Source organism: Herbihabitans rhizosphaerae, from assembly GCF_004216555.1.
Lineage (GTDB): Bacteria > Actinomycetota > Actinomycetes > Mycobacteriales > Pseudonocardiaceae > Herbihabitans > Herbihabitans rhizosphaerae.
Window position 1 is genome coordinate 689,546 of record NZ_SGWQ01000003.1, and the last position, 22,749, is coordinate 712,294.

Annotated in this window: 22 protein-coding genes; 9 read left to right on the forward strand and 13 right to left on the reverse strand. The window is 69.9% G+C overall.

Annotation, left to right across the window (positions count from 1 at the left end):
• Positions 1 to 24 precede the first annotated feature (24 nt).
• Together EV193_RS13010 and EV193_RS13015 are read left to right on the forward strand one after the other, a co-directional pair.
• The gene (locus EV193_RS13010; RefSeq protein ID WP_130344284.1) at positions 25 to 723 is read left to right on the forward strand and encodes a hypothetical protein; all 699 of its coding nucleotides are present in this window, start codon (positions 25 to 27) and stop codon (positions 721 to 723) included.
• Positions 720 to 1,547, forward strand: coding sequence for an alpha/beta hydrolase (locus EV193_RS13015; protein ID WP_130344285.1), 828 nt, complete (start codon positions 720 to 722; stop codon positions 1,545 to 1,547). Before EV193_RS13010 ends, EV193_RS13015 begins: the two co-directional genes overlap by 4 nt.
• A gap of 12 nt (positions 1,548 to 1,559) precedes the next feature.
• Here EV193_RS13015 and EV193_RS13020 read toward each other — a convergent pair whose 3' ends face one another.
• From EV193_RS13020 to EV193_RS13030, 3 genes are all read right to left on the reverse strand, one after another.
• Positions 1,560 to 1,964, reverse strand: coding sequence for a hypothetical protein (locus EV193_RS13020; protein WP_130344286.1), 405 nt, complete (start codon positions 1,962 to 1,964; stop codon positions 1,560 to 1,562).
• Positions 1,965 to 2,110: 146 nt separating this feature from the next.
• Positions 2,111 to 2,290: a DUF397 domain-containing protein gene (locus tag EV193_RS13025; protein ID WP_130344287.1), complete on the reverse strand. Its 180-nt coding sequence runs from the start codon at positions 2,288 to 2,290 to the stop codon at positions 2,111 to 2,113.
• 8 nt (positions 2,291 to 2,298) lie between these two features.
• Positions 2,299 to 3,147: a helix-turn-helix domain-containing protein gene (locus EV193_RS13030; protein ID WP_130344288.1), complete on the reverse strand. Its 849-nt coding sequence runs from the start codon at positions 3,145 to 3,147 to the stop codon at positions 2,299 to 2,301.
• Between the two features lie 90 nt (positions 3,148 to 3,237).
• Here EV193_RS13030 and EV193_RS13035 point away from each other — a divergent pair, with 90 nt between their 5' ends.
• Positions 3,238 to 3,507, forward strand: coding sequence for a hypothetical protein (locus EV193_RS13035; RefSeq protein ID WP_130344289.1), 270 nt, complete (start codon positions 3,238 to 3,240; stop codon positions 3,505 to 3,507).
• 14 nt (positions 3,508 to 3,521) lie between these two features.
• Here the strand turns inward: EV193_RS13035 and EV193_RS13040 are convergent, their stop codons facing one another.
• The 5 genes from EV193_RS13040 to purL all read right to left on the reverse strand — a co-directional run bounded on the left by EV193_RS13040 (position 3,522) and on the right by purL (position 9,065).
• Positions 3,522 to 4,289: an ESX secretion-associated protein EspG gene (locus EV193_RS13040; RefSeq protein WP_130344290.1), complete on the reverse strand. Its 768-nt coding sequence runs from the start codon at positions 4,287 to 4,289 to the stop codon at positions 3,522 to 3,524.
• Positions 4,290 to 4,298: 9 nt separating this feature from the next.
• Positions 4,299 to 4,901: a hypothetical protein gene (locus EV193_RS33260; protein WP_165401332.1), complete on the reverse strand. Its 603-nt coding sequence runs from the start codon at positions 4,899 to 4,901 to the stop codon at positions 4,299 to 4,301.
• Positions 4,902 to 5,593: 692 nt separating this feature from the next.
• Positions 5,594 to 6,226 carry a DUF3558 family protein gene (locus EV193_RS13050; RefSeq protein WP_130344291.1) on the reverse strand — a complete coding sequence of 211 codons (633 nt, stop codon included), beginning with the start codon at positions 6,224 to 6,226 and terminating at the stop codon, positions 5,594 to 5,596.
• Complete coding sequence (locus EV193_RS13055) at positions 6,226 to 6,621, reverse strand: hypothetical protein (RefSeq protein ID WP_130344292.1); 396 nt, start codon at positions 6,619 to 6,621, stop codon at positions 6,226 to 6,228. Before EV193_RS13055 ends, EV193_RS13050 begins: the two co-directional genes overlap by 1 nt.
• Positions 6,622 to 6,737: 116 nt before the next feature.
• Positions 6,738 to 9,065: a phosphoribosylformylglycinamidine synthase subunit PurL gene (purL, locus tag EV193_RS13060; RefSeq protein WP_130344293.1), complete on the reverse strand. Its 2,328-nt coding sequence runs from the start codon at positions 9,063 to 9,065 to the stop codon at positions 6,738 to 6,740.
• Between the two features lie 94 nt (positions 9,066 to 9,159).
• Between purL and EV193_RS13065 the strand changes: the two genes are divergently transcribed.
• Both EV193_RS13065 and EV193_RS13070 read left to right on the forward strand, forming a co-directional pair.
• Positions 9,160 to 10,776, forward strand: a complete 1,617-nt coding sequence (locus EV193_RS13065; RefSeq protein ID WP_130344294.1) for an ABC transporter transmembrane domain-containing protein — start codon at positions 9,160 to 9,162, stop codon at positions 10,774 to 10,776.
• Between the two features lie 38 nt (positions 10,777 to 10,814).
• Positions 10,815 to 12,512, forward strand: coding sequence for an ABC transporter ATP-binding protein (locus EV193_RS13070; protein ID WP_130344417.1), 1,698 nt, complete (start codon positions 10,815 to 10,817; stop codon positions 12,510 to 12,512).
• A 142-nt stretch (positions 12,513 to 12,654) separates the two neighbouring features.
• On the opposite strand, the gene purQ is transcribed toward EV193_RS13070, so the two are convergent.
• Together purQ and purS are read right to left on the reverse strand one after the other, a co-directional pair.
• Positions 12,655 to 13,329, reverse strand: a complete 675-nt coding sequence (purQ, locus tag EV193_RS13075; protein WP_130344295.1) for a phosphoribosylformylglycinamidine synthase subunit PurQ — start codon at positions 13,327 to 13,329, stop codon at positions 12,655 to 12,657.
• Positions 13,326 to 13,565: a phosphoribosylformylglycinamidine synthase subunit PurS gene (gene purS / locus EV193_RS13080; protein WP_130344296.1), complete on the reverse strand. Its 240-nt coding sequence runs from the start codon at positions 13,563 to 13,565 to the stop codon at positions 13,326 to 13,328. Before purS ends, purQ begins: the two co-directional genes overlap by 4 nt.
• Before the next feature lie 125 nt (positions 13,566 to 13,690).
• Between purS and EV193_RS13085 the strand changes: the two genes are divergently transcribed.
• Entirely contained in the window at positions 13,691 to 14,677 is a 987-nt protein-coding gene (locus EV193_RS13085) for an NAD-dependent epimerase/dehydratase family protein (protein WP_130344297.1), read from the forward strand.
• 60 nt (positions 14,678 to 14,737) lie between these two features.
• Here the strand turns inward: EV193_RS13085 and EV193_RS13090 are convergent, their stop codons facing one another.
• On the reverse strand, positions 14,738 to 15,982 hold the full coding sequence (locus EV193_RS13090) for a YeeE/YedE family protein (RefSeq protein WP_242613338.1): 1,245 nt from the start codon (positions 15,980 to 15,982) through the stop codon (positions 14,738 to 14,740).
• Positions 15,983 to 16,047: 65 nt separating this feature from the next.
• On the opposite strand from EV193_RS13090, the gene EV193_RS13095 reads away from it, so the two are divergent.
• On the forward strand, positions 16,048 to 17,622 hold the full coding sequence (locus EV193_RS13095; RefSeq protein WP_130344299.1) for a GMC family oxidoreductase: 1,575 nt from the start codon (positions 16,048 to 16,050) through the stop codon (positions 17,620 to 17,622).
• 92 nt (positions 17,623 to 17,714) lie between these two features.
• Here the strand turns inward: EV193_RS13095 and EV193_RS13100 are convergent, their stop codons facing one another.
• The gene (locus EV193_RS13100; protein WP_130344300.1) at positions 17,715 to 19,226 is read right to left on the reverse strand and encodes an aldehyde dehydrogenase family protein; all 1,512 of its coding nucleotides are present in this window, start codon (positions 19,224 to 19,226) and stop codon (positions 17,715 to 17,717) included.
• 149 nt (positions 19,227 to 19,375) lie between these two features.
• Here EV193_RS13100 and EV193_RS13105 point away from each other — a divergent pair, with 149 nt between their 5' ends.
• A complete protein-coding gene (locus EV193_RS13105; protein WP_130344301.1) occupies positions 19,376 to 20,017 on the forward strand; it encodes an MBL fold metallo-hydrolase in 642 nt (213 codons plus the stop codon).
• Here EV193_RS13105 and EV193_RS13110 read toward each other — a convergent pair.
• Positions 19,939 to 20,694, reverse strand: coding sequence for a DUF2334 domain-containing protein (locus EV193_RS13110; RefSeq protein ID WP_130344302.1), 756 nt, complete (start codon positions 20,692 to 20,694; stop codon positions 19,939 to 19,941). The two genes, EV193_RS13105 and EV193_RS13110, sit on opposite strands and share 79 nt — an antisense overlap.
• Before the next feature lie 200 nt (positions 20,695 to 20,894).
• On the opposite strand from EV193_RS13110, the gene EV193_RS13115 reads away from it, so the two are divergent.
• On the forward strand, positions 20,895 to 22,652 hold the full coding sequence (locus EV193_RS13115) for a S8 family peptidase (protein WP_242613339.1): 1,758 nt from the start codon (positions 20,895 to 20,897) through the stop codon (positions 22,650 to 22,652).
• Positions 22,653 to 22,749: the final 97 nt, after the last annotated feature.

Below are 22,749 nucleotides of genomic sequence, written 5' to 3' on the forward strand. Positions count from 1 at the left end.
CGGTCCGCGCGCGTGTCTGGAGTCGTGGACATCATCGATGTCGGGCCGATGGGCCTGCGCACCAGCGTGGTCACGCTGCGGCGGGCCGGCACGCCGCTGGTGTTCACGCTGTATCCGATGATCCACCTCGCCGCGCGCGAGTTCTACGACGCGGTGTCGCACAAGCTCGCCGGGCACGATCTCGTTGTGGCGGAAGGGATTCGCGGCTCGGACCGGCGCGGGCGGATGATCACCTCCGCCTACCGGTACGCCGCCGGCAACGACCGGCTCGGGCTGGTCGTGCAGCCGAAGAGCATGGTCGAGGTGGGTGTGCCGCTGATCTGGGCGGACATGACGAGCACCGAGTTCGGCAAGCACTGGCAGGACATTCCGCTGACGCACCGGATCCTCGCCTCGACCGCCGCGCCGGTCTTCGGGCTGTACCTGCGCTGGTTCGGTACCCGCGGCGCGATCGCCGGATACCTCGAGCTGAACGACGACATCATCGATCACCGGCGGACGTGGGACCCCGAGCTGCCGATGGACAAGCTGATCGAGGACAAGCGCGACGCGCTGCTCGCCGAGGCGCTCGACAAGATCCACACCGAGCGCGCGCAGGAGAAGATCGACGTCGCCGTGGTGTACGGCGCGGCGCACGTGCGCCCGGTGGTCACGTTCCTCATGGCGCGCCACGGGTACAAGGTCCGCGCCGGCGAGCACATGACAGTCTTCTCACTGATATGAACGAGATCACCGTTCCGGTACCGGGCATCGACGGAGCCACCGCATGGGGGCGCCTGTGCGTGCCGGACCATCCGCGAGGCGTGCAGGTCCTGGTGCACGGCGCGACGTACACGCACGAGTACTGGTCGCCGTACGCGGAACGGGCGCATGGCGCGGGCTGGGCGACGCTCGCGCTGGACCGCCCCGGCCACGGGCGCTCCACTCCGCTGCGATCCGATCAGCCGAGCGCGCCGATGCTGGCGACACTGCTGGCCGGGCTGATCACCGACCTGCGCGGCGAGTTCGCGCGGGTGGCGCTCGCCGGGCACTCCTCGGGCGCGGCGGCGGTTCTCTACTTCGCCCAGCACCACCCCGGTGTGGTGGACGCGCTGGTGCTCACCGGCATGACGCACGTGCTCAGCCGCGACGAGATCGCCTTTCCCGAGCACATGCACCCGGCGCGCGAGGAGGAGCGGTTCGCCTCGCTGGACGGCGGGTGGATCACCACGGTTCCCGGCACCCGCGGCGTGTTCTACCCGCCCGGCGAGCTGCCACAGTGGGAGGAGCCGGCCAAGAGCACGGTGTGCGCCGCCGAGACGGCGGAGAACGAGGCGATGTGGGCCACGCCGCTGACCGTGCCGTGCCCGCCGGTCCTGATGCTCGCCGGCAGCGACGATCGGCTGTTCCACCGGGCACGGGGGACCGAGGCGGCGCTGCTCGCCTTCGAGCGCGACTACTTCCCGGCCGGCACGGAGATCGCCGTGCGACTGGTGCCGGACGCCGGTCACAGCCTCGCCGAGTCGGAGTCGGCCACCAATGCGCTCCTCGAGTGGCTGGGGGCATAGCGGCTGAAGCGGTCAGGTCATGCCAGATCCCTTGTCGCGCAACAGCTCCAGCACCGTTCCCATCTGTCGCTCCATCGAGTCGAACCGGCAGTCCATGGTTGCTCTGAGCCCGTCGACCTTGTCGTCGATCTTCTGGTCCAGCTCCCCGAACTTGCGATCGACCTTCTGGTCCAGTTGGTTGAACTTCTGGTCCAGCTCCCCGACCCTGTCATCGATCTTCTGGTCCAGTGCCCCGAACTTGCCATCGACCTTCTGGTCCAGTTGGTTGAACTTCTGGTCCAGTTGGTTGAACTTCTGGTCCAGTTTCCCGAACCTGCGATCGACCTTCCGGTCCAGTTGGCTGACCAGCTCGTACACGCCGGCCACGTCGTTGCGGAGCTGGTTCACCACCCGCTCACTCTCTGTCCTGTTGGGCACGAGGTCTCCCCCTCAGTCGCGCACCGGCCTTCACTGTGCCGGCGCGAGGTGTCTTGCACCAAGCATCTACCGATGACCGGCCGGGGAAACGCGACGAATGGCGATCTGTGGATAACTCGGCCCTGTGGATAACCGGGACGCGGCGGTCAGTCGAGTAGGAGTGCACGCCACGCCGCCGGAGGGAAGGCGAGGATCGGTCCGGCCGAGTTCTTCGAGTCGCGAACGCCGACAGCCTGACCGGCGAACGCCACCTCGACACAGTCGGCGTTGTCGGTGCTGCGGCTGCTCTTGCGCCACCGTGCGCCGTTCAGGTCCAGCGCGTCCATGGCGCCTCCTACTCGTGTTCGGCGATCAGCGACGAGATCAGCTCCGCCGAGTCCGCCTTGTTCAGTGCCACGCTCAGGATATTGCCAAGGGCGACACGGTAGGCGGCGATGTCCTCCTTTTCGTCCAGGAACAGCCCGACGTGGTGGTTCTCCACGTAGACCAGACTGGGCTCCTCGGCGAAATCCAGCGTTGTGAACGGCCCGCGTACGCCCGCGTGTGTCACCCCACGCCAAGGCACGACACGAATCGTGACGTTCTGCCGCTCGGATTCGTCCACCAGATGGCGCAACTGCCGGCGCATCACTCCACTCTCGGTCATCGGCCGGCGCAGCACGCCCTCATCGAGCACCGCTACGTACTGGAGATCGAAGCGGCGCAACAGGGCCTGGCGCGCCATGCGCGAGGCAACGAGATTGTTCACGTCCGCGTCGGTCAGAGTGCTGCTCGCCCCTTGGATGATCGAGCCGGCGTACTCGGCGGTCTGGAGCAGACCGGGCACGACGAGTGCCTGATAGTTCTGGATTCGGGTGGCCCGCGACTCGAAGTCGATCAGTGCTCGCCACAGCTCGGGAAGATCGAGACCGTGGCTGTGCCACCAGCCGCGCTGCCCGGATTTCCTTACCTGGTCGAGGATTTCGTCGCGCCGGCGCTCGGGAACCTTGTACAGCCCCAGCAGTGCCGCCACGTCGTCGGCGTGCAGCCCACGCTGGCCGGTCTCGATCCGGCTGATCTTGCTCGGCGACATGCCGAGTTGCTTGGCCACCGCCGCGCCGGTGAGCCCGGCCTCTTCTCGGAGCCGGCGCAACTCGGTCGACACCTGCCGCGAGCGCGCGCTCGGATGGGGATTGTCTGTCATGCCACCAGATCCTCGCGGCGCGGCGCGGACCCGACAATTACACGATCGGGTGCGTTGCTGTCGCCCCCGGCAACATGCCAGCGTCAGGGCATGACGACTGACGGGGACACAATCGCCCTTTCCGAAGCCCTGCCACTGATACGCGACACCGTCCACCGCTGCGCACCGCGACTGTTCACGATCTACGGCGCCGACGAGGTCACCGGATCCCCGCTCATCGGCTGGGGAATGGACTTCGGACCCAAGATCGGCGCACTCTACTGGCAACCTCACGACAACACGACACACACAGGTGAGTCGGCGGAACAGATCCACAAGATCTACGAACTCGCCGGCGTCGCACACCTCGACTGGCTGTGACCGTCCACTGTGGACTACCCGGTCACGATCAGGGATTCCTGCTCCCGCAACCGGTCCGCGATCAGCTGCGGTGTCGCCGGCGCGGCGGTCGCCCACCGCTGTCCGTCCCTGCCGGACACCATGGTCAGCCAGCGCCCGTCGTCGGTGTCGATGAAGGTGACCGGCGACTCCGCGCGCACCCGGTGGCCGTTGGCGGTTTTCCTTGCGGCGTAGAGGTTTCCGCCGCCCCAGCGTGGCCTGGCCAGTATCCGCAGCGCCGCGCGGACGTTCGGGTTCACCGGGCGCCTGGAGAACCCGCCGAACCCTTCGCCGCGCGGCGCGGTGGCCGCTTCGAGTTCGTCGTACGGCATGGTGACCGACTCACCGTCAGCTGCCGGCGCGTCCGGCAACTGCGCGAGGAACGCGGCCAGCAGTTCCTCGGGGCGCGCGCCGAGCAGCGCCACCACGCCGTTGTCGAACTCATGCACCGCGAGCAGCGCGCCGCCGTAGCCGGACACGGCGAGCACGCCGTACTCGCGCCGGCGCCCGTCGAAGGTGGTGTCGATCCAGCCGTACAGCTCGCGATCAGGCCGGACGAGCAGACCGACGGCGTCGTCCAGGTCGGGGTCGTCGGTGAGACCGAGCCCGGCGAGTTCCGCGCGGGCATGCTGATCGAGGGAGCGCAGCGCGTCGTCGTCGTGCCAGGTCGGCACGCTCGCCAAGACCGGGTGCGGCTCGGCTTCCCGCCACCTGATCATGGCAAGCACGGTGTCGACGCGCAGCGTGATCGTGTCACGCAGCATGGTCGCGGCTCAGTCTTCCTCGCCGATGGTGGCGGGCGCGGTCACCTGGTCTGTGCCGAAGACGTCCTCCGGATCGCCCGCGTTCAGCGGAACCTTGTACTCGTGCTCTTCGTCCTCGTCGCCACGCGCGCCGGCACCGGGAGCCATCGGCATGCCGCCCATGGCCGAGCCACCACGGCCCGCCATACCCGCGACCGGACGCCCGGCCGGCCCGTGCGGCTCGCGTGCACCGTGCGGACCCGCGCCGACCTGACCGCCCATACCCGGCTGACCACCACGGCCGAGCCCGCCGCTTCCGGGAACACCGCCGGCACCGGGCCTGCCCGAGCCGGAACCCGATCCACCTGGCCCGCCACCCGATCCGGCCAGTGGCCCGACCATCGGCCCCAGCCCCTGCCCACCTGGTCCGGGCGTCGGCTGAATCGGGCGCGGATCACTGGTGATCGGCGTCGGCGTCGTCGGGTTCCACTCCTGGATGGGGGTGAGCCCTGGCCCGCCGTGCCCCGGCGGCCGAATCTCGCCGCCAGGCGGGACCGGCCCGCCGATCGGCGGCAGCATGTTCGTGCCACCACCAGGCGGAGGCGTGCCGGCGATGACCGGTACCTGCTGCACGTGCGACCCGCCGTCACGAGTACCCGGCGTGGAAGTGCCGTCCCGCGGATCACCACCACCCGGCCTCGACGGTGGAGGCGAACCCGGCGGAACGGCCGGCCCAGGAGCCTTGACGGCCACCGGTGGCACGGAACCCGCCATCAAGTTCGGAAAGTCCGTCGGCATCCCAGCGCTGCTACAACCCGAATTCCAATTGTATCCGCTGTAAATCTCGACGTTCCGGTTCGCCTTGTTCTGGTACTCGGTTATCTGCTTCTCGACATCCATCGCGAACGGCATGGACACATTCGCCGCATCAAGTCGCGGAGGATTCGCCGGCACCGGCTCCACACTGTTGTACGTGTGCGTAAACGCGCCACCCTGATCACCAACGGGCGTATCCGTATCCCGCAGCAGCGCCGCATACTGGTCCATCGCCTGGGACAGTGGCGTCGAATGCCCCTCGGCAGCGCCGGCGGCGCCACCTTTCCAACCGCCACTCATCCGCCCATTCAACGCGCGAATGCGCTCCAACCGCTGGTGATGCCGCTCCGCCAACTTCCTGGAAGCTTCACGATAAGCCTCCAATGGGCCGGTCCCAGGCCCGTTGCGCACTCGATCGTAGATCTCGTGCGCGGCGAGCGATTCCCCATTGACCTCTACCTTCGGCGGCGAGACCTCGGTCAAACCAATCAACAAATTCTGAAAAACCATCACGACCCCCCTCTCATCGTCGCGATCATCGCCTCAGCGGCTCGTGCCGCCACCGGACACGGGTTCCCCTTTTCTGAGCCGTTACTAATCTGAACCTTTGCTGTCGCCACAAGCTGATCGGTCAGACCGACCGCAATCGAACAATCGCCTTGCAACCGCAGATCTGCGATACCCGAGAACACCGCTGGATGACCGGCGACCACGGTCGGTTCGAAGTACCGGTAGCGCCCTTTTTGGCCGCCGGAGTAGATATCTTCCAGACCGTTCTTGTTCATTGTGATAAAGGTGATCCCGACGCTCATACCGACCGGGGAAGTTGGAGGAACATACCAATCACACCCAGGCATCGAGCCGGCGTCGAGCCGCTTGCCTGCTGCGGGCAGGCCCAAGGCCGTGGCCCGCTCCACACTCAGAGCCCGGCATGGGTCAGCCAAATAGGACGCCGATTCGATCGGGTTCGGCACCCTTGGCGCACTCTGTCGCACACTCGTCGTAGCACCACTGCTCGTTGGCCTACTCGCTTGTGGTGAGGCGGTGTCCGGTGCGGGCTGAGCCGACCCGTTGGTCGTGCAACTCGCCACGATTGCTGCCACGGCCACCATCGTGCCCGCGAGGTGGCGTACGCGGCCCATCAGTGCCGCCCGCCCCGGAACCGAGCCCTGTTGGCCTCGTCCTGCGCCAGATATGCCTGCCGAGCGGCGGTGAGCGCGTCGATGTGCTTCTTCGCGTACTCCTGCACCGTGAGGTTGCCCTTCATGAACAGCTCTCCCGAGTTCCTTGCGTTGGCCGCCCACCCGTTGCTGGCAGGCTCGTTACCTGGCCCCTCCACGCGCAGGAACGCCTCCGCGATGCGGGCGTCGTACATCAGATCACCGTGGAAGTCGGTCCATTCGCGGATGGCGGCGTCGATGGTGGGCAGGTCGAACTCGTAACCGCCACCGCTGCCGTCCGTGGGCACCGGCGGCGCCACGACGTTGCGGTGGTTGATCCGATCGTCCCGCTCTTGCGGTGTCTCTTCGAAACCCATCCCAGTCCTCCCCAGGCGTGCCGGCCCCACACGCGGCACTCGACTGAGCACGGTAGCCGAACGCACTCAGACCGTCACAAGGTACGAAGGAACTGTGCGCTACCGCACGACAAACGTCACCCGAACAGGCTAGGAAGCGTGTTCTCCCAGGCAGCACGAAGTTCGGCCAGCCCGAGAGTCGTCACGTCGACGATCTCCAGCGCGCCGGATTCCGGATCCACGACACCCGCTCGCCGCCACGGCAGACCGCGCGCCGTGCACATCTCGGTGAACCGCAGCTCCTCGGAACGCGGCACCGACACCAGCACCCGCCCGGCCGACTCGGAGAACAGCTGGACGAACTGATCCTGATCCGGATCGAGCAGCACCCGCGCGCCCGTCTCGCCGATCAGACACGCCTCGACCAGCGCCTGCGCCAGCCCACCCTCGGAGAGATCGTGCGCGGCGGACAGCATCCCGTCCCGCGAACCGGCCAGCAGGATCTCGGCGAGGAGCTTCTCCCGTGCCAGGTCCACGACCGGCGGCGTGCCGCCGAGGTGCCCGTGCACGACGTGCGCCCACTCCGAGCCGCCGAACTCGTCACGCGTCTCGCCGAGCAGGATCAGGGTGTCACCGGCCTCGGCGCCGATCCCGGTCGGAATCCGCCGCCGCACGTCGTCGATCACGCCGAGCACCCCGACCACCGGCGTCGGGTGGATCGCGGTCTCGCCGGTCTGGTTGTAGAAGCTGACGTTCCCGCCGGTGACCGGAATGCCCAGCTCACGGCAGCCTTCGGCGAGCCCGCGCACGGCCTGCTCGAACTGCCACATCACGCCGGGGTCCTCGGGCGAGCCGAAGTTGAGGCAGTTGGTGACCGCGAGCGGGGTGGCACCGGTGACCGCCACGTTCCGGTACGCCTCGGCGAGCGCGAGCTGCGTGCCGGCGTACGGGTCCAGCTTCACGAACCGCGAGTTGCAGTCGGTGGACACCGCCACACCCCGCCCGGTCGACTCGTCCACGCGGATCATGCCGGCGTCGGACGGCTGCGCGAGCACCGTGCCGCCGCGCACGTACCGGTCGTACTGCTCGGTGACCCATTCGCGCGAAGCCAGGTTCGGCGAGGCCGTCATCCGCAGCAGGGTCTCCCGCAGACCGTCCGATGTGGACGGACGAGCCAGAGTGCCAGGATCGTTGGCGCGCAAAGAATCCTGCGCCGACGGCCGCTCGATCGGACGGTGGTACTCCGGCCCCTCGTGCGCGACCGTACCCGGCGGGACGTCGACCACCGTCGAACCGTTCCAGGTGATCACGAGCCGGCCGGTGTCGGTGACCTCGCCGATCTCGGTGGCCAGCACGTCCCACTTCGCGCACACCCGCATGAACGCGTCCACATTGGACGGTTCGACCACCGCGCACATGCGCTCCTGCGACTCACTGGACAGGATCTCCGCCGGCGTCATCCCGGTCGCGCGCAGCGGCACCCGGTCCAGCCAGACGTGCATCCCGCCGTCCCCAGCGGACGCGAGTTCGCTTGTGGCACAGGACAATCCGGCACCGCCGAGGTCCTGGATGCCGACCACGATGCCCTCGCGGAACAGCTCGAGACAGCACTCGATCAGCACCTTCTCGGTGAACGGGTCGCCGACCTGCACGCTGGGCAGCTTCTTGCGACCGCTGCCCGACTCGTCGCCGGAGAACGTCTCCGACGCGAGCACTGACACACCACCGATGCCGTCCAGCCCGGTGCGTGCGCCGAACAGGATCACCTTGTTGCCCGTGCCGGAGGCGTGCGCGAGGTGCAGGTCCTCGACCCGCATCGCGCCGACGCACAGCGCGTTCACCAGCGGATTGCCCTGGTAGCACGGGTCGAACACGACCTCGCCACCCACGTTGGGCAGCCCGAGGCAGTTGCCGTAGCCGCCGACGCCGGCCACCACACCGGGCAGAACCCGTTTGGTGTCACCGTGTTCCGGGTCGCCGAAGCGCAGCGAGTCGAGCACCGCGAGCGGCCGCGCGCCCATCGCCATGATGTCCCGCACGATGCCGCCGACACCGGTCGCGGCACCCTGGTAGGGCTCCACGTACGACGGGTGGTTGTGCGACTCGATCTTGAACGTGACGGCCCAGCCGTCGCCGACGTCGACCACGCCGGCGTTCTCCCCGATGCCGGCGAGCATCTTGGCCTGCATCTCCGGCGTGGTGTTGGTCTTCCAGTGCTTCCAGTGCACCTTCGAGGACTTGTAGGAGCAGTGCTCGCTCCACATCACCGAGTACATGGCCAGCTCGGCATCGGTCGGGCGGCGGCCGAGGATCTCCCGGATGCGCGCGTACTCGTCTTCCTTGAGCCCGAGTTCGCGGTACGGCTGCGCGGTGTCCGGAGTGGACAGTGCGGCCTCGACGGTGTCAGCGGTCACGGTGGGAACCTCTGCGGGGGAATGCGCCACGACCTGAACTATAAGGACCATCGCACCTGGTCAGAAAATCGGTGGCCGCCCGCGTGAGCGGCCCCATACTCTGAACCTCATGAGGGATCACCGCAGTCTTTCCCCCGATTAGCTCATGACCTTGCCGGCGAAGCTGACGCCGGCGCGTTTCCTGTTCACACTCCTGCGCAGACGCCCGTGGCTCGCGCTCGCCTCCGGCCTGCTCGGCGCGCTGTGGCTCGTGCCAGGCGCGTTGCTGCCGTTCGTGGTCGGCGAGGCGGTCGACCGCGGCATCGCCGGCGGCGAGTGGCGCACGTTGATCTGGCTGGCGGCAGCGGTCGCGGCCATCGGAATCGCCCAGGCCGTGTTCGGTGGCCTGCTGTTCCACGTCGCGATCGGCATGTGGATCGACGCCGCCACGACGACCCAGCGGCTGGTGTCCGAGCACATCTCCCGGCTGGGCGCGTCACTGCGGCCGCAGATCGACACCGGCGAGGTGCTGGCGATCCCGTCGTCGGACCTGGACGAGATCGGCAACGTCGTGGAAGGGGCCGGCCGACTGGTCGGCGCGCTCACCGCGTTCCTGGTCGTCGGCGTCACGCTGATCGACTCGTCGCCGTTGCTCGGCACGGTCGCGTTGATCGCCGTGCCGCTGGTGGTGCTCGGCATGGGGCCGCTGCTGGCGCCGCTGCACCGCAGGCAGGAAGCGCACCGCGATCGGCTGTCGGAGATCAACTCGATCGGCTCGGACATCGTGTCCGGGCTGCGCATCCTGCGCGGGATCGGCGGCGAACGCCAGTTCCTGCGCCGGTTCACCGACGCCAGCCGGCGTGCCCGGCACGCCGGTGTCGCGGTGGCCCGCAGTGACTCGTGGCTGGAGGCGGCGCACGTGCTGCTGCCCGGTCTGGTCACCGTCGTGATCACCTGGCTCGGCGCGCATCTGGCCATGTCCGGTTCGATCACGGTCGGCGAGTTGCTCGCGTTCTACGGCGCGGCAGCTTTCCTGGTGATCCCGGTGAGTACGGCCACCGAGTCGGCCGAGGCGGTCACCGCCGCCCTGGTCGCCGGCAAGAAGGTGTGCCGGCTGCTGCGGCTGCGGCCGCTGATCGCCGAGCCGGACTCGCCGGTGCCGCTGCCGGCGGGCGCGCTGGAGTTGCACGACACCGCGACCGGGTTCACCGCGGTGGCCGGCAAGCTGACCGTGGTCGACGTGGGCGCGGGCGCGGAGGCACTGGCCGCGCGGCTGGCCCGGTTCGCCGACCCCGAGGACGGGCACCGGGTGCTGGTGTCCGGCGTGCCGGCCGACCGGGTCGCGCTGGACGCGTTGCGGCGCCGCGTGGTGTACGCGCACAACCAGGACCTGTGGTTCTCCGGCGTGCTGCGCGAGCAGGTGGCACCCGATCACGCGTCCGCTGTGGACGTACCGACCGCGATCACCGCGGCCGACGCGGACGACATCGTGGACGGCCTGCCGAACGGGCTCGACGAGCTGATCGGCGAGCGTGGCCGTGAGGTGTCCGGTGGCCAGCGCCAGCGGCTGAGCCTGGCCCGCGCGCTCGCGCTGGACGCCGACGTACTGCTGCTGGACGAGCCGACCTCGGCCGTGGACGCGCACACCGAGGCGCGGATCACCGAGCGGGTGGCGGCCCTGCGCAGAGGGAAGACGACCGTGGTGTTCGCCCAGAGTCCACTGTGGACAGTGGTGGCGGACGAGACCGTGCGGCCGAACGAGGAGGTGCCGCCGTGCCGGTGAAGCTGCCGCTGGCGACCGGCCGGCAAGCCCGAGAGTGGATGCGCGACACCATGCGCGCCAACCGCCGGGCGTTCGGCGCCGTACTCGGGCTGCACATGCTGGCCACGATCGCCGGCCTGGTCGGGCCGCAGCTGCTCGGCCACCTGGTGGACGCGGTCGCCGGCAGGTCGGCCACCGCGACGGTGATCAACGTGCTGGCGCTGGCGTTCGTCGCGGTGCTGCTCATCGAAGCCGCGATCCAACGCGTGGCGCGGATCGCCACCGGTGTGCTCGGCGAGCGGGTGCTCGCTGAGACGCGAGAGTCGTTCGTCGCCGAGTCGCTGCGGCTGCCGCTGGGCACCGTGGAGGCGGCCGGCACGGGTGACCTGCTGACCAGGGCGACGCGCGACGTGGACCGGGTGGACGGCGTGATCCGCAACGCCGTGCCGGAGACGATCACCTCGATCATCACCGTGCTGCTCACGATCGGCGCGATGCTGTTCACCTCGCCGCTGTCGCTGGGCCTGCTGGTGGCGGTGCCCGTGCTGGTCGGCCCGACCAGGCGACACTGGCGGCGCGCGCCCAAGGCGCTCGAGCGGATGATGGACAGTTGGTCGGACGTGCAGTCCTCGACGCACGAGTCGGTGGAGGGCGCGCGCACGGCCGAGGCGCTGCGGCTGGTGCGCCGCCTGATCCGGCACGGCGAGCGGGCGGTGGACGGCGCGGCCGCCAGCGAGCGATCGCTGCGCGCCGTCGTGGTCTCCTGGCTGCCGTTCCTGGAGCTGTCACACCTGCTGCCGATCGCCGCGATGCTGCTGCTCGGCGGCTGGGCGTACGCGGAGGGGCTCGCCTCGCTGGGCACGATCATCGTGATGGTGCTGTACGTGCAGGCGCTGGCCGATCCGGTGGACACGATGCTGTGGCTGGTCGAGGACATGATGGTGGCCGGCACCGCGCTGCGACGAGTGCTCGGCGTACAGGCGCCGATCCGTGCTGGGGGTGCCAAGGCCCCGGTCGAGCAGGACATCGTGGTGCGCGGCGCGCGGTTCGGGTACTCGGCCGACCGCGAGGTGTTGCACGGCATCGACCTGCGGATCCCGCCGGGCGAACGGCTGGCGATCGTCGGCCCGTCCGGTGCCGGCAAGTCCACGCTGGGCCGGCTGCTGGCCGGGATCGCTTCTCCCACAATGGGTTCGGTGACCATCGGCGGCGTCGAGGTGTCCGCGCTGTCCGACGACGTGCTGCGCGGCGAGGTGCTGCTGCTGACCCAGGAGCAGCACGTGTTCGCCGGCACCGTGCGGGAGAACCTGACACTGCCGGCCCGGCCCGGTGGCGGCGAGTGGTCCGACGACGAGGTGCACGCCGCGCTGGACGCGGTGGGCGCGCGCGGCTGGCTCGCCGGCCTGCCGTCCGGGTTGGAAACCAAGCTCGGCGCGGCGGCGGAACCAGTGCCGCCTGCGGTGGCTCAGCAGCTCGCGCTGGCCCGCGTGGTGCTGGCCAACCCGCACACCCTGGTGCTGGACGAGGCGACGTCACTGCTGGACACCGGCTCGGCGCGGCAGTTGGAGCGGTCGCTGGACCGGGTGCTCGCCGGCCGGACGGTGATCGCGATCGCGCACCGGCTGCACACCGCGGCCGCCGCCGATCGGGTCGCCGTGATCGAAGGCGGGCGGATCACCGAACTCGGCAGCCACGCCGAACTGCTCGCCGCGGACGGCCCGTACGCGAAGCTCGTTCGCGCAGCCACTGGCGGCTGATCACCCGTCCAGGTGCACTCCCGAGTGACACCGCCATGATCGAGGTGCCGCCGCCCGCGTCCCAGCTTCACCTTGGCGTACTTAAGCCCGCGAAAGTACGGGAAAGTGCGCTACGGAGCGTAGGTGCGCGACGGTGGGGTGATCAGGCAGCCGTGACGCGGGAGTCGATCACCGAGAGGAACAGGCCCAGCCCGTCGTCCGACGGTCCGGTGAGCGCGTCGATGGCGTGCTCGGGGTGCGGCATCAGGCCGACGATCCGGCCCGTCGGGTCGGTGATCCCGGCGATGTCGTTCAGCGAGCCGTTCGGATTGCGCCCGACGTAGCGGAACACCACGCGCCCCTCCGCCTCGAGTTCGTCCACAGTGGACTGACTCGCGGTGTACCGGCCGTCGATGTTCTTCACCGGGACGAGGATCTCCGCGCCGGTGTCGAACCGGGTCGTCCACGCCGTGGCGGAGTTGTCCACGCGCAGCCACTGGTCGCGGCACACGAAGTGCAGGCCGGCGTTGCGCAGCATCGCGCCGGGCAGCAGGCCGGCCTCGCAGAGCACCTGGAAACCGTTGCAGATCCCCAGAATCGGCATCCCGCCGCGCGCCGCGTCGACCACCTCGCCCATCACCGGGGCGAACCGGGCGATCGCGCCGGCGCGCAGGTAGTCGCCGTAGGAGAAGCCGCCGGGGACCACCACGGCGTCCACTCCGCGCAGGTCGGCGTCGGCGTGCCAGAGCGCCACGGCCTCGGCGCCGGCGTGGGTGACCGCACGGGCGGCGTCCACGTCGTCCAGCGTGCCGGGGAACGTCACGACGCCGATCTTCACGAGTCCACCCGCCGCACCACGAAGTCCTCGATCACCGGGTTGGACAGGAAGCCCTCGGCGATCTTGGCGAGCGTCTCGTCATCGACCGAGTCGTCCACCTCCAGCTCGAAGTGCTTGCCCTGGCGGACATCGGACACGCCGGCGAACCCGAGCCGCGGCAGGGCGCGCGCGACGGCCTGGCCCTGCGGGTCGAGGATCTCCGGTTTGGGCATGACGTCGACAACGACTCGAGGCACTGGTGCGCTCCGGAAGCGAGGGGTCGGCGGTACGACGGCAGCGTACCTGAGCTGCGTGTTCGCCCTGCGCGGAAGGCCGGCCGATGTACTGGCGGGGAGAGCCGGGTCACGCCACTGTGGAACGCATGCGAATCCTGGTTCTCGGTGGAACGAAGTTCGTCGGCCACGCGGTCGCGGCCGACGCGGTGCGGCGCGGGCACGAGGTGGTGTGCGCGGCCCGAGGGGCCTCCGGCGCGGTGCCGGATGGCGCCACCCTGGTCAAGGTGGACCGGGATCAGCCGGACGGGCTGAACCCGTTGCTGGGCAAGGGTTTCGACGCCCTGGTGGACATCGCGCCGATGTCGCACTCGTGGGTGGAGCACGCGCTCGGCACGCTGGCCGACGAGATCGAGCACTGGACGTTCGTGTCCACGATCAGCGTGTACTCCGACACGGCGACGCTCGGTCAGACCGCCGACGCGCCGACACTCGCGCCGCGCGCCGAGCACGGCGATCTGGACAACCGGATGGTCGACCCGGACCTGTACGGCGCGATCAAGGTGGCCAGCGAGAACGCGGTGCGCAACCGGCTTGGCGAGCGTGCGTTCATCCCGAGGCCGGGCCTGATCACCGGACCGGGCGACCTGTCCGACCGGTTCGGCTACTGGCCGGCCCGGTTCGCCCGCGGCGGGCGGGTGCTGGTGCCCGAGGTCGGCCAGCTCGCGAACTACATCGACGTGCGCGACTTCGCGGCGTGGATCGTGGACGCGGCACAGCGGCGGCTCACCGGCACGCTGGACGCGATCGGCCCCGCACAGCCGCTGCCCGATCTGCTGGCGGAGATCGGCGAAGCGGTCGGCGTCGACCACGAGCTTGTCCCGGTGTCACCGGAAACCCTTGTGGCACAAGGTGTCTCACCGTGGGCCGGCCCGAAGTCACTGCCGCTGTGGCTGCCCGAGACACACCTCGGCATGTGCGCGCACGACCCGGAGCCCGCGCTCGCCGCCGGCCTCAAGGTGCGCCCGCTCGCCGACGCGGTGGCCGGCGCGCTGGACCACGAACGCGCCCTCGGGCTCGACCGCGAGCGCAAGGCCGGCCTCACCCCGGACGAGGAGGCCGAGGTGCTCGGCTGACTCGCGAGTCCCGCGCCCTGCACCCGCGAGTCCCGCGCTGTGCACCGGTGAACCCCGCGCTCAGCACGCGCTGTCCGACGGTTTCGGGTTGGCCAGGCCGAACAGCGGCCGCAGTTTCAGGCCGATCCACGTGCCACCCAGCGCGAAGATTCCCCACAGCCAGCCGTGCAGGCTGCCGGTGGAGATCCCGGCAAGGTAGGCGCCGATGTTGCACCCGCCGGCCAGCCGCGCGCCGATGCCCATGAGCACCCCGCCGAGGACCGCGGCCACGGCGGTGCGCCACGGAATCTCGGCGCGGATCTTCCACGCGCCGGCGGCCGAGGCGGCGACGGCCGCGCCGATCATGATGCCGACGTTGGTCAGCGTGGTCTTGTCCGTCCACACCGAACCGGCGAGCGCCTTCGCGTTGCGCGGCGCCGTCCAGAACTCCCAGGTCTCCGGGTGCAGGCCGAACAGTTGGAGCAGCTTCGCGCCCCACAGCCCGAACGCGTAGGTGACGCCCCACGTCGTACCCGACACCAGCAGCACGGCGGCGGCCAGCACGCCGAGCACCACCGCGCCGGCGAGCAGCGGCCACGAGCCGCGCACGATCCGGGCGAGCCCGCGCGCGGTCGGCACCGTACCGACCGGCGGCGGGGTGCGGCGCGCCTGCACGATCCTGGTCAGCAGCACCACGCCGAACAGCACCGCGAGCGTGATCGCCAGCGAGCCGAGCCAGCCGACGTGCGCGGACAGCAGCACGCCCGGCACCTGCGGCCAGCCGTCGAAGATCGGGAACGCACCGGTGTAGAGCACCGAGCCGGCGATGAACCCGCCGAGCGTCAACACGATCGTCGACTGACCGGCGCCCACGGCGAACAGCGTGCCGGACGCGCACGCCCCGCCGAGTTGCATGCCGATCGCGAACACGATCGCGCCGGCGAACAGGCCGAGGCCGATCGGGCCGGCGCTGATCTGCGGTGTCGCGCCGAACAGCCCGAGCCCACCGGACGCGATCAGCGCGACCAGCGTGGCGGCCGTGCCGAGCAGCAGCGCGTGCGCCCGGAGCCCCTCGCCGTTGCCGACCGAGATCAGCTGCCGCCACGCCGAGGTGAACCCGAACCGCGAGTGGAACAAGGCGAACCCGAGGCCGAGTCCGACCGCGAGCAGGGCGCCCGATGTGTTGCCGTAGCGCGACCAGACGTACCAGGTCAGCACCGCGCCCAGCGCGCCGGCGACGGCCAGCGGCACCACCCGCACGGGCTGCTCGGGTGCCGCCGGCGGGGGTGCGCACGAGGTCGGTGATCGCTGCGGGAAATCGGCCACGCGCCGACGGTAGAGCGGCGATCGACGACGGCGCACCGGCTCCCAGAATGTGCGACGATTTCACGATGGCGGCAGAACGGGACACGTTCGACTACATCGTGGTCGGTGCCGGCAGCGCGGGATGCGTGCTGGCCGCCCGGCTGACCGAGAACCCCGGAACCACGGTGCTGCTGCTCGAGGCGGGCGGCGAGGACGACGCCGACGAGATCCGCATGCCGGCCGCGTTCTCCGCACTGTTCAAGACCCGGTGGGACTGGGACTACGAGACCGTCGAGCAGAAGCACATGGGCGGACGGACCGCGTACTGGCCGAGGATGAAGGCGCTCGGCGGCTGCTCGTCGATGAACGCGATGATCTACATCCGGGGCAACGCCGTGGACTACGACGGCTGGCGCGACGAGCACGGCGCGACCGGCTGGGGTTACGACGACGTGCTGCCGTATTTCATGCGCGCCGAGGGCAACACGCGGCTGACCGGGCGCTATCACGGCGCCGACGGCCCGTTGCGGGTAGAGGACCGGCGCTACACTCACGAGTTGAGCACCGCGTGGGTGGACGCCGCGGTGGCCGCGGGGCTCAAGCAGACCGACGACTTCAACGGCGCCTCGCAGGAGGGCGCCGGGCACTATCAGGTCACCTGTTACCGAGGAAACCGATGGTCGACCGCGGACGCGTACCTGCGCCCGGCGATGGACCGGCCGAACCTGACCGTGCGCACGCATTGCCAGGCGTACGCGGTGATCATGGACGGCACGCGGGCGACCGGTGTGGGCTATCTCCACCGCGGCGAGGCGCACGTGTCCACAGTGGACGGTGAGGTGATCCTGGCCGGTGGCGCGGTGAACTCGCCGCAACTGCTGATGCTGTCCGGCATCGGGCCCGCCGAGCACCTGCGCGAGCACGGCATCGACGTGGCGGTGAATCTGCCGGGCGTCGGCGAGAACCTGCACGACCACCCGGCTGCCGGGATCATCTGGACCACCAAGGACACCACCGATCTGGTGGATCTGGCGACCGTGCCGAACATGCTGCGCTGGAAGCTCACCGGCGGCGGGCCGTTCGCGTCCAATGTGGGCGAGGCCGGCGGATTCACGCGCACGCGCGACGGGCTGGCCGCGCCGGACATGCAGTTCCACGTCGCGCCGACGATCTTCTACGACAACGGGTTGCACGAGCCGAACGTGCCGGGGTTCACCTCGGCGGCGACGCTGGTGAGCCCGGCGAGCCGCGGCCGGCTGCGGCTTCGGTCGGCGAATCCCTTGTGGCGCCCCGAGATCGACCCCGCATACTACGCCGAACAGTCCGATATGGACAGTATGGTGGCCGGCTGCCGCACGCTGCTGGAGATCGCCGGCATGCCGGCGATCGCGCGGTTCCTGGACAAGCCCTACCTACCGTCCACAGTGGACAACCTCAGCGACGACGAGCTGGCCGATCACATCCGCGCGATGACGCAGACGCTGTACCACCCGGTCGGCACGTGCGCCATGGGCACCGTCGTCGACCCCGAGCTGCGGGTGCACGGCGCCGAGGGCCTGCGGGTGGTCGACGCCTCGGTGATGCCGACCATCGCCCGGGGCAACACCAACGCCCCGACCATCATGATCGCCGAGAAAGCCGCCGACCTGATCCGTGGTTAACGCGCGAGTTCCGCGCTGTGCCTCAGCGAGTCCCGCGCTCAGGCACGTGCAGGGCGCGGGACTCACCGGTGCAGGGCGCGGGACTCGCGAAATCAGGAGCGCTTGCCGTGCAGCAGGGTGATCAGCTTGGCCACGCGGGCGTCGGTCTTGGCGGTGCGGCTGAACGTGGTGAGCAGCATCGGCGGGCGGAACCGCTGCCGCGCGATCGCCTTCGCCCGGCCGAACTCCCGCAAGCCCTCCGGCCCGTGGATGCGGCCGAACCCGGAGTCGCCCGAACCGCCGAACGGCAGTGACGGGATCGCCGCGAAGCTGATCACCGAGTTCACCGACGTCATGCCGGACCTGATCCGCCGCGCCAGCTCCATGCCCCGCTTCTTCGCGAACACCGCGGAGGCGAGCGCGTAGGTCGAGTCGTTCGACTTCGCGATCGCCTCGTCCATGTCACGCACCTTCGCGATCACCAGCGTCGGCCCGAAGGTCTCCTCGCGCACGGCCACCGAGTCCTCCGGCACGTCCACCAGCACGGTCGGCTGCACGTACCGCTCACCGACCGCGTCCTTGCCGCCGAGCAGCGCCCGGCCGCCACGCCTCAACGCGTCGTCGATGTGCCGCTTGATGATCGCGAGCTGCTTGGGCATCGTGGCCGGCCCGTAGCTCGCCTCGCCGTCGAATCCGGGGCGCAGCGCCTTGGCCTTGTCCACCACCGTGGCGACGAACTCGTCGTACACCTTCTCGTGCACGTACACCCGCTCGGTGCCGGTGCAGGTCTGCCCGGCGTTGGCCATGCCGCCCCACACCGCGGCGTCCGCGGCCGCCTCGACGTCGGCGTCCGAGTCGACCAGCAGGACGTCCTTGCCGCCGCCCTCGATCACCACCGGCGTGAGCGTGTCCGCGCACGCCGCCATGATCTTCTTGCCGGTGCCGGGCGATCCGGTGAAGGCGATCTTTCCGACACCCGCTCGGCACAGCGCCGCACCCGTTTCACCGAATCCGGTGATCAACTGGAACACCGGGTGCTCCGGCACCACCTCGGCGAACGTGTCCGCGAGCCATTTGCCCACGCCCGGGGTGTACTCGCTCGGCTTGAACACCACCGCGTTCCCGGCCGCGAGCGCGTAGGCGATCGACCCCATCGGGGTGTACACGGGGTAGTTCCACGGCCCGATCACCCCGACTACCCCGAACGGCTGATACTCGACCGTGGCGGCCTGGTTCGACATCAGCAGGCCGGCGGCGCGGCGCTGCGGACCGAGCACCTTGCGCGCGTTCTTCGCCGCCCAGGCGAGGTGGTCGATCGCCAGGACGATCTCCAGCATCGCGTCGCTGTGCGGCTTGCCGGTCTCCGCGTGCACCACCTCGGCGAGCTGGCCGGCCCGCCGGGTGATCACACCTTTCCAGCGCGCCAGCACGTCGGCGCGCCCGGAGAAGTCCAGGTCGGCCCACCAGACGGCGGCGGCACGGGCGCGCACGACGGCGTTGTCCACGTCGTCGGCGGAGTGCACGGGATGGGTGCCGACCACCTCGTCGGTCGCCGGGTTCAGCGAGTCGAACGTCTTCGCGGTGCCGGTGGCGCCCCCGGTCTTCCGCTGTTCCACGGTGGTCATTCGGGTCTCCTCCGAGGTCGACTGCCTTTAGCACGCTACCCAGGAGTAACGCCTGACGCGAGGGGTACGCGGACTTTCGTTAACAGTGTTTACCGACCGAACCGGCGTAGGTTGGGAAACCTCGAAACCACTCTCTCGGAGGGCGACCAATGCAGATCGTCCACTTCGGACACGCGTGCGTGCTGATCGACACCGGATCGGCCCGGCTGCTGATCGATCCCGGCACCTTCGCCTCGGGCTTCGAGTCGGTGACCGACCTCGACGCTGTGCTGATCACGCACCAGCACTTCGACCACCTCGACCTCGAGCGGCTGCCCACGCTGCTCGCCGCGAACCCCGACGCCGAGCTGATCATCGATCCGGGCTCCGAGGACGAGATCATCGACCACCAGCTCACCGCGCGCACCGTGCGCCCCGGCGAGACGCTGGAGCTGGGCGGCGCGCGGGTGGAGGTGGTCGGCGGCGACCACGCGGTGATCCATCCCGACTACCCGATCGTGCCGAACGTCGGATACCTGGTGGACGACGGCGCCTTCTACCACCCCGGCGACTCGCTTTTCCTGCCACAACAACGAATCGACGTACTCGGACTGCCGGCCGGCGCGCCGTGGCTGAAGACCGGCGAGGCGATCGAGTTCCAGCGCTCGGTCAATCCGCGGGTGTCCGTGCCGATCCACGAGGCACTGCTCAGCGACGTCGGCCGAAAGGGCACCTACGCCTGGTTCGAGCGGCTGGCGCCGAAGGGCACCTCGGTGCGCCCGCTGGAGACGGCCATCCCGGTCGAGGTCTGACCGAACCGCCGGTAGGTGATCGCCTCGGCGCCGTGGTGCAGCGCGACGTCCACGGCGTCCAGCACCGCCTGCCTCGGCCCGGGCCTGGCCAGATCGGCCGCGTCCACGGCGAGCCGGATCAACCCGCCGCGGCGGGCCAGGCGCGCGGCGCCGAGTACGACCGTGAAGCACCACCACGGCTCGGCCCGGTCGCTGCTGCCGAAGCCGAGCACCCGTCCTTTGTGGACGGTGTCGAATCGCAGATCGCGCACCGCGAGCAGATCGGCGCAGACCGAGAAACCCTTGCGCCGCAAGGCTGTCAGCGTGCCCTGTGAGGCGAGCCAGCGCGGCGGTGCGAACGCGTCCGCGGTCAGCCCGAGCCGCTCGAACGCCCGGGTGGCCGCGGTCAGGCGCAGTCCGGCCTCGTGTGCGGGCAGTGCCGCGAACTCCGCCTTGCGGCCGAACGCCACCGTGCGCATGCGCGGCTCGGCGGTGTGGTCGTAGCCGTGCAGCAGCAGCGCGTCGCCCCGGCCGGCGCGCTCGCGCACCCAGTCGAGGACGGCCTCGGTCTCAGCCCTCGGCGCGACCAGCAGCGACAACGGAACTCCGCGCTGATCGAGGTCCGCGGCGAGTTCGGCGCACCGGTCCAAGGTCCGGGCGTTGGTCCCGGACAGCGACACCACCAGTCGAGCGTTCACGACTCTATGGGACGGCACCGGCATGACAGTGGCCTGACCGCGAGGTGACGTGTGGACGCCCATACCGCGAAGGATTCGACTACGGCATTTTCTCGCCCACGCGTCCCGAATCGCCGTCGCGGCCCTCTTCTCAATGCACCGGGGCTCTCCCTGCACCGCGCCGAACCGGCGCACCCGCCCCTCGGACCATCGGAGGACACGTGTCCAGACGCCTGTCAGTGCGGCGTGCCGCGATCGCGGTCGCCGTCGGCACCGGGCTGGCCATCGCCGGCCCCGCCGTCACCGCGACCGCCGCGCCACCGTCGGCCGACTTCACGGGACTGCGTTCCTACCTGGTGATCAGCGCGCCGAACGACACCGCGGCGGCCAAGAAGGGCGTCACGGACAACAACGGCACGGTGTACACCTCCTACGACGCGATCGGCGTGGTCGTGGCGCACTCGGCGTCGGCGACGTTCGCCGCGGACGTGCGCAAGGTGGCCGGCGTGCAGCAGGTCGGCGCGACCCGGACGTCGGATCTTCCGTCTCAGGTGAACAACCCGCCGATCCCGCCGTCGCCGACCCAGAACCCGAGCAACGTGGCCGAGACGGTCCGCTGGGACATGGCGCAGATCGGCGCGGACAAGGCATGGGCGGTCAACCCGGGCTCGGCGTCGGTCACGGTCGGCGTGCTCGACACCGGCGTGGACGACAAGCACGCCGACCTGGCGGCGAACTTCGACGCGAGCAAGTCCGGGTCGTGCGCCTACGGCAAGCTCGACATCCGCGAGGGCTCGTGGCGGGACACCGGCACGCACGGCACGCACGTGGCCGGCACGATCGCGGCGACCAAGAACAACAAGGGCATGGTCGGTGTCGCGACGGGCGTGAAGATCGCGTCGGTGCGCGTCGCCGAGAACCCGAGCGGCCTGTTCTTCGCGGAGAACACGGTGTGCGCGTTCGTCTTCGCGGGCGACAAGGGTTTCAAGGTGACCAACAACAGCTACTACACGGATCCGTGGCTGTTCAACTGCCCGAGCGACCCGGACCAGGCCGCGATCGTCGAGGGCGTCAAGCGCGCCACCGCGTACGCCGAGGGCAAAGGCGTGCTGCACGTGGCGGCCGCCGGCAACGAGAACTACGACCTGGCGAACAAGACCACCGACACGACGAGCCCGAACGACTCGACGCCGGTGAGCCGACAGATCACCAACGACTGCGTCGACGTGCCGGCCGAACTGCCGGGCGTGGTGACCGTGGCGGCCGTGGGTGACCAGGACCGCAAGTCCGGGTACTCGAACTTCGGCGCGGACAAGATCGACATCGCCGCGCCTGGCGGCGACTCGGCCCAGGACACCGGCGTGTACTCGACCGTGCCGGGTGGCGGGTACGGGAACAAGAACGGCACGTCGATGGCGTCCCCGCACGTGGCGGGAGTCGCGGCGCTGCTGGCGTCGACCAACCCGGACGCGACGCCGGCACAGCTGGCGGAGAAGCTCGCGGTCCAGGCGAACGACCTCGCCTGCCCGAGCGGCGACAGCCGGTGCACCGGCACGGCGGCCCGCAACTCGTTCTACGGCGAGGGCCAGGCCGACGCGCTGGAGGCGGTGAGCGGGACGACCCCGCCGCCGTCGAAGTTCTTCGAGAGCACGGACAACGTGAACATCCCGGACGCCGGCGCGACGGTGACCTCGTCGCTGGGCGTCACCGGGATCACCGGCAGTGCCCCGGCGACGCTCAAGGTGGGTGTGGACATCAAGCACACCTACCGAGGTGACCTGGTGATCGACCTGGTCGCGCCGGACGGGACGGCCTATCGGTTGAAGAACGCCAGCAGCGGCGACTCGGTGGACAACGTGATCACCACGTACACGGTGAACGCGAGTGCCGAGACCGCGGCCGGCACGTGGAAGCTGCGAGTACAGGACGTGTACCGCGCGGACACCGGGTACGTGGACGCCTGGAACCTCTCCTTCTGAGGAGGTCCGGGCCTGGGCCGCGCCCCTGGGGAGCGCGGGTGAGTGGCCGCCTCTCGCCGAGAACCCTGCCTCGGCGAGAGGCGGCCTTTTCTCTTGT